Annotated in this window: 9 protein-coding genes and 1 pseudogene; 6 read left to right on the top strand and 4 right to left on the bottom strand. The window is 43.2% G+C overall.

What is annotated here, in order from left to right:
* Together ACYTXL_RS28935 and ACYTXL_RS28930 are read right to left on the bottom strand one after the other, a co-directional pair.
* Positions 1-93: pseudogene (locus ACYTXL_RS28935) on the bottom strand (polysaccharide deacetylase family protein); the annotation flags it as partial.
* A gap of 138 nt (positions 94-231) precedes the next feature.
* The gene (locus ACYTXL_RS28930) at positions 232-549 is read right to left on the bottom strand and encodes a hypothetical protein (RefSeq protein WP_461927645.1); all 318 of its coding nucleotides are present in this window, start codon (positions 547-549) and stop codon (positions 232-234) included.
* A gap of 165 nt (positions 550-714) precedes the next feature.
* Here ACYTXL_RS28930 and ACYTXL_RS28925 point away from each other — a divergent pair, with 165 nt between their 5' ends.
* From ACYTXL_RS28925 to ACYTXL_RS28915, 3 genes are all read left to right on the top strand, one after another.
* Positions 715-1,533: an RnfABCDGE type electron transport complex subunit D gene (locus tag ACYTXL_RS28925; protein WP_461927644.1), complete on the top strand. Its 819-nt coding sequence runs from the start codon at positions 715-717 to the stop codon at positions 1,531-1,533.
* Positions 1,534-1,577: 44 nt separating this feature from the next.
* The gene (locus ACYTXL_RS28920) at positions 1,578-2,957 is read left to right on the top strand and encodes a DUF2330 domain-containing protein (protein ID WP_461927643.1); all 1,380 of its coding nucleotides are present in this window, start codon (positions 1,578-1,580) and stop codon (positions 2,955-2,957) included.
* A 216-nt stretch (positions 2,958-3,173) separates the two neighbouring features.
* Positions 3,174-3,824, top strand: coding sequence for a sigma-70 family RNA polymerase sigma factor (locus ACYTXL_RS28915; protein WP_461927642.1), 651 nt, complete (start codon positions 3,174-3,176; stop codon positions 3,822-3,824).
* Positions 3,825-3,931: 107 nt separating this feature from the next.
* Here the strand turns inward: ACYTXL_RS28915 and ACYTXL_RS28910 are convergent, their stop codons facing one another.
* On the bottom strand, positions 3,932-4,867 hold the full coding sequence (locus ACYTXL_RS28910; protein WP_461927641.1) for an alpha/beta fold hydrolase: 936 nt from the start codon (positions 4,865-4,867) through the stop codon (positions 3,932-3,934).
* A gap of 90 nt (positions 4,868-4,957) precedes the next feature.
* On the opposite strand from ACYTXL_RS28910, the gene ACYTXL_RS28905 reads away from it, so the two are divergent.
* From ACYTXL_RS28905 to ACYTXL_RS28895, 3 genes are all read left to right on the top strand, one after another.
* A complete protein-coding gene (locus tag ACYTXL_RS28905) occupies positions 4,958-5,191 on the top strand; it encodes a hypothetical protein (RefSeq protein ID WP_461927640.1) in 234 nt (77 codons plus the stop codon).
* 10 nt (positions 5,192-5,201) lie between these two features.
* Positions 5,202-6,083 (top strand): shikimate dehydrogenase, encoded by an 882-nt coding sequence (locus ACYTXL_RS28900; RefSeq protein ID WP_461927639.1) that lies wholly within the window; start codon positions 5,202-5,204, stop codon positions 6,081-6,083.
* Between the two features lie 259 nt (positions 6,084-6,342).
* On the top strand, positions 6,343-7,545 hold the full coding sequence (locus ACYTXL_RS28895) for an alpha/beta hydrolase (protein ID WP_461927638.1): 1,203 nt from the start codon (positions 6,343-6,345) through the stop codon (positions 7,543-7,545).
* A 161-nt stretch (positions 7,546-7,706) separates the two neighbouring features.
* Here the strand turns inward: ACYTXL_RS28895 and ACYTXL_RS28890 are convergent, their stop codons facing one another.
* Positions 7,707-8,318 (bottom strand): hypothetical protein, encoded by a 612-nt coding sequence (locus ACYTXL_RS28890; protein ID WP_461927637.1) that lies wholly within the window; start codon positions 8,316-8,318, stop codon positions 7,707-7,709.
* Between the last annotated feature and the right edge of the window lie 223 nt (positions 8,319-8,541).

Genomic DNA, 8,541 nt, shown 5'->3' with positions numbered 1-8,541 from the left:
CGCTTTAGAATGGCGATTTCCAGCCCAAAGGCAGTTGGGAAAACTCGGCTGGAGAATGCGGTATAAAATGGGGAACAGGGGAGCTAGCTGCATTTGCGTTTATCTGGTGCTGACAACTTTTTGTAGGTGTTGCTTACGAAACTGCGATATCTGCGACGGGCTATTTCGTTCTAGACATAAACCGCCCAGAACTAAAGTTCCGGGCTAATAACTAAAGTCCGTTAAAACGGACTATAACTTTTTCTCAGTCGTCTTGAGACGACTTTCGCTATTAGACTCAGAATTCATTCTGAAGCGGGCTAGATGAGAATGAAATAGCCCTGCTTCCACTTCAGAACTCGGCACTTGCACCTCAGAACACGAAATTCCGTGCTTGGAACTCGGCACTTGCACCTCAGAACACGAAACTCCGTGATTGGAACTCGCCACTTGCACCTCAGAATACAAAACTCCGTGCTTGGAACTCGGCACTTGCACCTCAGAACACAAAACTCCGTGCTTGGAACTGGGCACTTGCACGTTACAGCAGTTTTCATGTATTTGAACCACATCTGTCGTAGGGGCACAGCATGCTGTGCCCCTACCGCGTGTTTTACCAAGAAGATGCAGAGAGTAGGGACGCTTTGTAACAAAATCTGTAACAGAAATACTATTTGAGCTAACACTCGTCTAGATTGATGACAAATCTACGGGGAATCCCTGAATGAAAGGGTAATGTTGCTCAAAGATATACGAGATTATCAAATTCTATTTCTGGGCTTGTTCCTAATCTTGGGAATCGGTACACGAGATTGGACGCTGCGACCAGAGTTAATTGGGATAGCGATCGCCACAAGTCTTACAACCCAATGGATTTTGTCATGGATAACAGGCAAAGAACAAATCCCCAATCTTCGCAGTGCTTTAATTACATCTTTGGGACTGAGCTTACTGTTGCGGGCTGACCACTGGATGACTATGGCAATAGCCGCAGCAATTGCGATCGCCAGCAAATTTATTTTTCAAGTTGGTGATAAGCATTTCTTCAATCCCGCCAATTTAGGGATCATTTCCGCTTTGATTCTGACTCCCGATGCTTGGGTTTCGCCGGGACAATGGGGTGAAGAGTGGTGGTATGGGCTATTATTTGTCGGTACTGGCGGCATGATTTTGCAGCGCGTTGGCCGCTGGGACACCACAGCAGCTTTTTTGGGTGCCTACTCCTTGCTGGAAGCAATTCGCAATCTCTGGCTGGGTTGGACTTGGGATGTTTACTGGCATCGATTAATGAGTGGGTCTTTGCTGCTGTTCGCTCTATTTATGATTACAGATCCGCGATCGATCCCCAATTCCCGAATTGGGCGGGTAGTTTGGGCAGTTTGCATCGCCGGATTAACTTTTATCCTGCGAAATTATTTTTTTGTTTCCACCGCAGTCTTCTGGGCGTTGTTTGCCCTTGCGCCATTGACCATCCTGCTAGATGTTCTCTGGTTAGCCCCACGATTTTCTTGGCAAGAGACAGATGAGGCAGAACTCCTGTACAGACGGGATTAATCGCCTCTCTTCAAACTCAGCACTAAAAAAGATAGAGGTATAAAATGAGATTTTTTCGACTCTTAACGCCATTCTTGTTGCTAATCGTAGCTGTTTTGTGCTTTGCACCCGCAGCTTGGGCATTTTGTGGATTTTATGTAGCCAAAGCTGATACAAAACTATATAACAAAGCTTCTCAGGTTGTGATTGCGCGGGATGGCGATCGCACCGTCATGACAATGGCAAACGACTTTCAAGGCGAAGTGAAAGATTTTGCAATAGTAATACCTGTGCCAACGGTGCTGCAAAAAGAGCAAGTTCATGTGACCCAAGCGAAAATTATTCAGCGCCTAGATGCCTTTAGTGCGCCGCGATTGGTAGAATATTTTGACTCAGATCCTTGTGCTGTAAGTGATTCGGTAGATCGACCTGCTCCAGTATCTAGAGCAGGCGCAGTCAATGAGGAACCTAAAAAGACAAGCGATCGCAGTTTAGGTGTGACAATCGAAGCACGTTTTAACGTCGGTGAATATGACATTTTGATCCTCAGTGCTAAAGAATCTGGCGGACTGGAAACTTGGCTTAAACGCAATGGCTACAAAATCCCTAGAGGGGCAAAACAGTTACTTCAGCCTTACATTCGCTCCTCAATGAAATTCTTTGTTGCCAAAGTCAACTTGGATAAATTTGAGAAATCTGGCTATCAGTTCCTGCGACCGCTACAAATTTCCTACCAGTCACCTAAATTCATGCTGCCAATTCGTTTGGGCATGATCAATGCCACAAAAGAGCAAGATTTGATTGTCTACATCCTCTCGCCCCAAGGACAGGCAGAAATCACTAACTATCGGACAGTGAAAATACCCTCTGATGCAAACATTCCCTTGTTTGTCAAAGATGAATTTGGTGAATTCTACAAATCCATGTTTCAAACTGCCTACACCAAAGAAGATAGAAAAGTTGGTTTTTTGGAATACGCTTGGGATATGGGTAGTTGCGATCCCTGTGCTGCCGATCCCCTGACTCCAGAAGAACTCAAGCAAGCAGGCGTATTTTGGCTAGATGATAATTCTTCAAGTAATATGCTAGTACCCCGTAGCTTTCGTCGTTCCTCTTTTAGTAGTAACGTTTTCATCTCCAGATTGCATATCCGCTACACCCGCGACAAATTCCCTGAAGACCTGATGTTTCAACAAACTGCTAATAGTGAATCTTTCCAAGGGCGTTATGTTTTGCAACATCCGTTCCAAGGTGAACTCAAGTGTCAGGCGGGTAGAGAATATAAGCGGTCTTTGCCCAAGCGTTTTGAACAAGAGGCGCAGACTCTAGCTAAGTTAACCAACTGGAATATCCAAGATATTCGCCAGAAAATGCAGATGAGTGTAGGAAATGTCACATATTCCTTGTGGGAAAGTTTCTTATCCTGGTTTGGATTGAACTGGTGATGGTAAGAACATGACTGGATCGCACGTTTAATTTGCTTTGAAATTGGGTAGATATGAAATTCCAAAAACGAAAGCCTCGTTTTACCAACGGGGCTTTTTGGTGTGTGTCGTCAGCGTAGTTCTATCGTGTCTGACTTAAACTCTCAAAAAGGTAATTTTTTAGGGCGTTGTTATACGCAATACTAAGATATTCTTGCTTTCTTCGCCAAGATTGTCATGGTTCAATTCGATGAACAGCTACGCCGCTTAGTTACCGAAGCCTGTGGACACCCACCTGGAAGCCCTCAGCGTCAGAAGCTGCTTACGAAAATTATTCGCTTGACAGTAAGTAAACTCTGGAGGGAAAATACTTCCTACTATCAAGATGCACTACAACAAACTTGGTTGTATTTCTGCCGCAATGTTTGTGAAGGTTTGACAGGTCAAATTTATGACTCCACCTATGGGAGTGTCATTACCTGGCTGAATGCTTACCTAAAACGGAGACTACAAGACTTTTACATTAACCAAAACCGGGAACAAGCCACAACAGTCCCTCTTTGGGTTCGTCACTCTACATCGGGTGGAACAGGTGAAACTATTGACCCTGTAGATAACCTCCCAGCTAGCCCCCAAACACCTCCCATTCTGGAAAACTTGGAGATATGGGCTAGGACAGATTTTGAAGGAGAATTGCGCCGTACTTACATTAAAGGGCGTCCAGATGTGAATTGTCAGGTGTTAATTCTCAAACGACTACCCCCGGAAGTTAGCTGGAGAGAATTATCTGTGGAATTTGGGCTGTCAATTCCAACATTAAGCAGTTTTTATCAGCGCCAGTGTCTACCACGTTTGCGTAAATTCGCCGAATTGGAGGGACTTTTATAAAAAAGACATTTGGTGAAAAAGAATGTAGAGACGTAGCAGTGCTACGTCTCTACAAGGTTTCTGGATAAAGCATATTTAAATTTTGGAGATGTCTAAAGCTTATTCACTTACTTAATAGACAAAACCCAATCGCCTAAAAGTTGGTTTACTCTATCGGGTACTTCATCATGGGGACAATGACCTGCTGTTAAAAAATGTTCTGTGAGTTCAGGATAATATTGACGAAATTTTTGGGAACGTTCTCTAGCATTCATCCAAGGGTCAGCTTCTCCCCATAACATCAATAAAGGACAAGTTAATTGTTTTAGTAGCAGATCAACTTTTTCCCCTTGAGGAGTGCTAAAAACTGAAACAAATACATCCAACGCACCCGGATCGAAAGCAGGACGAGAAATTTCTTCTACTAATTGGTCTGTAATTGCACTCTTGTCAAGATAAACTTTTTCTAGAGTTTGGCGGATTACCCAACGTTGTCGCACGTATTGAAATAACAAAAACTGGGCTAAAGGTTGTTGAAGAATCCACTTAACCGAGTCACCCAGTAGTGTCTGTAAAGAAGAAGTTTGTTTAGGTGGCTGAATTTCGGATTGTAAAGCTTCAGGTTCAGATGTAGGCTGGCTTTCGCTAAAAGGCCCTGCACTATTGAGTAACACTAAACCAGCCGCACTGTCAGGACGCTGTGCTGCAACACACAAGCCAGCGTAGCCACCAAGTGAATTACCCGCTAATACTGCTTTTTGACCAATTACTTCAGTGATAAAATCATGGAGTTGGTCACACCATAAGTCGCCACTATACTGCAATTTTGGTTTTGCCGATCGCCCGAATCCCAAAAGGTCGATCGCAAATACTTCAAAATCTTGACACAATCCTGTGATATTCTTGCGCCAGTGGTCTGTGGAAGCACCAAATCCATGTACTAAAAGCAAGGGTGGACGTTGCGATTGTTTTTCTCCGGCACGCACGTAGTAAACGTTGTGTCCTCGCCACTGCCAATATTTACCAGGAGTTGGGGTTGTAGAGGAGGCTGTAGTTGCCTGCATAATCAAAAGAAATGTTAAGTAGCTTTTAATAATTAATTGTAGGCTAGTGCAAGAACGTGGGGGCAGAGAAAACAGAGGAGTCTGAGGAAGATGAGGGAGATAAAGAAGAAAAAAACTCAGAAGTTTCAGCCTTTGAACCTCGACGTTGAGCCTTTGAACCTCGACGTTGAGCCTTTGAGCCTCGACGTTGAGCCTTTGAGCCTCGACGATGAGCCTTTGAGCCTTGACGATGAGCCTTTGAGCCTCGACATTGAGCCTTTGAACCTCGACATTGAGCCTTTGAGCCTCGAAATTGCACCTTTGATGCTGATGCTTGACAAATAACAAATAAAAAATGTCAAAAGTATTAATTACAGGCAAAACTAAACTACTAGGAGTCATTGGACATCCGGTGGAACATTCGCGATCGCCAGTGATGCATAATGCCGCGCTCGCTCATTTAAAATTAGATTACGTTTATCTTCCCTTTCCCATAGCACCAGAGAATTTAGAAATAGCGATCGCAGGTTTCGCCGCTATTGGTGTTGTTGGTTTTAGTGTCACAATACCTCATAAACAAGCAATCATACCCTTACTCTCAGAAATTACACCTCTTGCTCAAACTATCGGAGCAGTGAATACTGTTAGCCGCCAAAATAATAAATGGGTAGGGACAAACACAGATATAGAAGGATTTATCGCTCCTTTGCAGACAACGTATAAACAAGATTGGAGTCAGAAGGTAGCGGTAATTTTAGGCAATGGTGGCGCAGCCAGGGCAGTTGTAGCAGGTTGTCACCAGCTAGGTTTTGCCAAAATTCATGTTGTTGGGCGTAATGTGCAGAGATTACAAGAATTTCGCAATAGTTGGAGCAATTTACCCATAAGTGAAAATTTACAAGTTCATCAATGGGAGGAACTTTCAAAGCTAATTCCTCAAGCTAATCTGCTGGTAAACACAACCCCCATAGGTATGTATCCCAAGGTTGATGAGTCGCCTTTGAGTGTAGAGGAAATAGCGAGTTTACCAAGGGGTGCGATCGCCTACGATTTAATATATATTCCTAAACCGACGCAATTTCTAGAGCAAGCAGAAAAACAAGGTGTAATTGCGATCGATGGATTAGAAATGCTAGTTCAACAAGGAGTAGCAGCCTTAAAAATTTGGTTGCAGCAGGAAACTGTACCTGTAGAAGTTATGCGCCAAGCTTTGAGACAGGATTTGGGTTTAGGTTGATGAAGAAATAATTTCAAAGGGCGGTTAGAAACCGCGCGCCAGTTGCTTCAAGTCGGCAAAGCCGCCCAACGCACTGGCTTGTCTACACAGGGAAAACTCACCTCAGTAGGTTTCAAACACTCAATTTTTCCTTAGTCTGCGGAGGCAGACTTTGTTTATATAGCCGCGAATTCCATTCGCTAGGGCTGGGCTATTGCCAACCTAAGCATTGGTGGATAGATTGTACTTCTTTGAAGTCGTTATTACCGCACTTTAATTTATGTTTGCTAAACCCAAAATGCTTTTATCATGGCTTGCATTATTACTCAGTTTTGCAAGTCTATTTCTTAGCTCTTGGATTATTCTTCCGGCTCCAAATATGTTTTTACTCACCCTAGCAGTGGGAGCGCCAGAAGTCAGTCCTTGGTTATTATTATTAAACTTACTCTCTTTATTACTTTCTTTTTTATACATCCGTCGCCGTAAATTACAACGCCTAGCTTGTATTTTAAGTTTGATAGGATTGCTAATTTGTGGATGGGTGTTAGTGAATATTCCACTAACTCAAATACAAATGGCTAAAGCGATGAAACAAGGATTGGGAGCAAATTATCTAGTGCAAATTCCAGCCCAAGTAAGCGCTAAGATGCAAACCCATCCCTTTGACTTAGTTAATTTCTTCCGGGGTATTCCATTAGGCAAAATGCGTCATCAAAAAGATATTCTCTTTGCTTCTCCTGCGGGAGTGCCTTTAAAAATGGAAGTTTACCAACCTTCAGAGGTAGGAAAATATCCAGCAGTGGTAGTAATTTATGGTGGTGCTTGGCAATATGGCAATCCTCATGCCAATTCCGAGTTTAATCAATATCTTGCTAATCATGGATATACAGTATTTGCGATCGACTATCGACACGCACCTAAATATCAGTTCCCATCTCAGTTAGATGACGTGCGTACAGCCCTAAATTTTGTTCGCAAACATGCAGCTGAATATGAAGCCGATCCAGAACGTATGATACTTTTGGGACGTTCTGCGGGAGCGCACTTAGCAATGTTAGCGGCTTATCAACCAGATGCACCACCGATTCGGGCTGTGGTGAACTATTACGGGCCTGTTAACTTAACTGAAGGATACAAAACACCGCCAAATCCCGATCCCATTCACAGCCGCGCTATTTTAAAAGCATTTATCGGTGGTTCTTTAGAAGAATTACCTAATCAGTATCAAATTGCTTCACCGATAAATTACCTAACGCACCCTTTACCGCCAACTTTACTAATTTACGGCAGTCGTGACAATTTGGTAGAAGCGCGATTTGGCAGACAAATGTATGAACGTTTACATGATTCTGGTAACACTGCGGTTTTTCTAGAAATTCCTTGGGCAGAACACGCTTTTGATGCTGTTTTCAACGGTGTGAGTAATCAATTAGCGTTGTATTATACCGAGAGGTTTTTGGCTTGGGCGTTGTTCAACCAATAATTTTATTAACATCCAGCAGCAGTCAGAGTATAAAGACTCATCAACGAGTATCAAAGACTCATTAACGGAGTTCAAAGGTGGATGAACGGAGTTCGGAGGTGGATGAACGGAGTTCAAAGACTCAATCAGATTTACTCAGCACTAGCACTCAATACTCAGCACTACTTTTGAGGCCAGCGCCAGTTATAGCGATTCCATTCGTAGATGCCTTGAATTTCATACTCAGCGCCATTGAAGAAGCGGACGACGCAATTAGTAGAGGAATCATCGCAATCGCTAATTTCCTCAACCTTAATCACCATACAAGGAAACCATTCGCGCTTACAAGGCCCATCCTCTTGCACCCATTCCCATAATGCATTGGAAGTTTCAATGCGATCGCCTACTCTCAGCTTTAATGCATCCTCAAAATAAGAATACTTATCAAAATGACATGATTCAACCCGATTGAGCCACTGTAAACCATAGCGTTTGCGAATGAATTGTACTGTTCCAGAGTCATTTTCGCGCAGCCAGTCGTTGAGTAATTGCACTTTCCAAGTGCGGTTACATTCTTCTTCATCCTTAACAAAATTTAAAAATGCTTCTAACTCTTCTGGGGTAAGTTCGTCTAAGGGATTAGCAATATTTGACATTCCAGAGCTAGAATTTCCCTGAATTTGCTCGACGACTTGCAGTAATATCTGTTTCTGCGTGTCAGTGAGAGGACAGCTTGCGGCATCACAATCATTAAAGGCTGCGAACATAGCTGCTTCAATCTCATCTGGAGTCATAAGTTAATCGCAATTGAGGGTTTATTTCCCTAATTATTACAAAAGTTAAATTAAAGTCTCCAATCACCCTGTAGTTAAATATAGAGATAAACCACGTCTATCTTGAAATCTGTAGTTCTTCGGTGATGAAAAGGATTTGCCCTCATCCCCCAACCCCTTCTCCCAGATTTGGGAGAAGGGGAGCCAGAATTTCAAAGTCCCTCTCCCAGATATGGGAGAGGGA

The sequence above is a fragment of the Nostoc sp. genome, from assembly GCF_054880495.1.
Note: the sequence above shows the minus strand (reverse complement) of the source record. Positions and strands in the feature narration are given on the sequence as shown.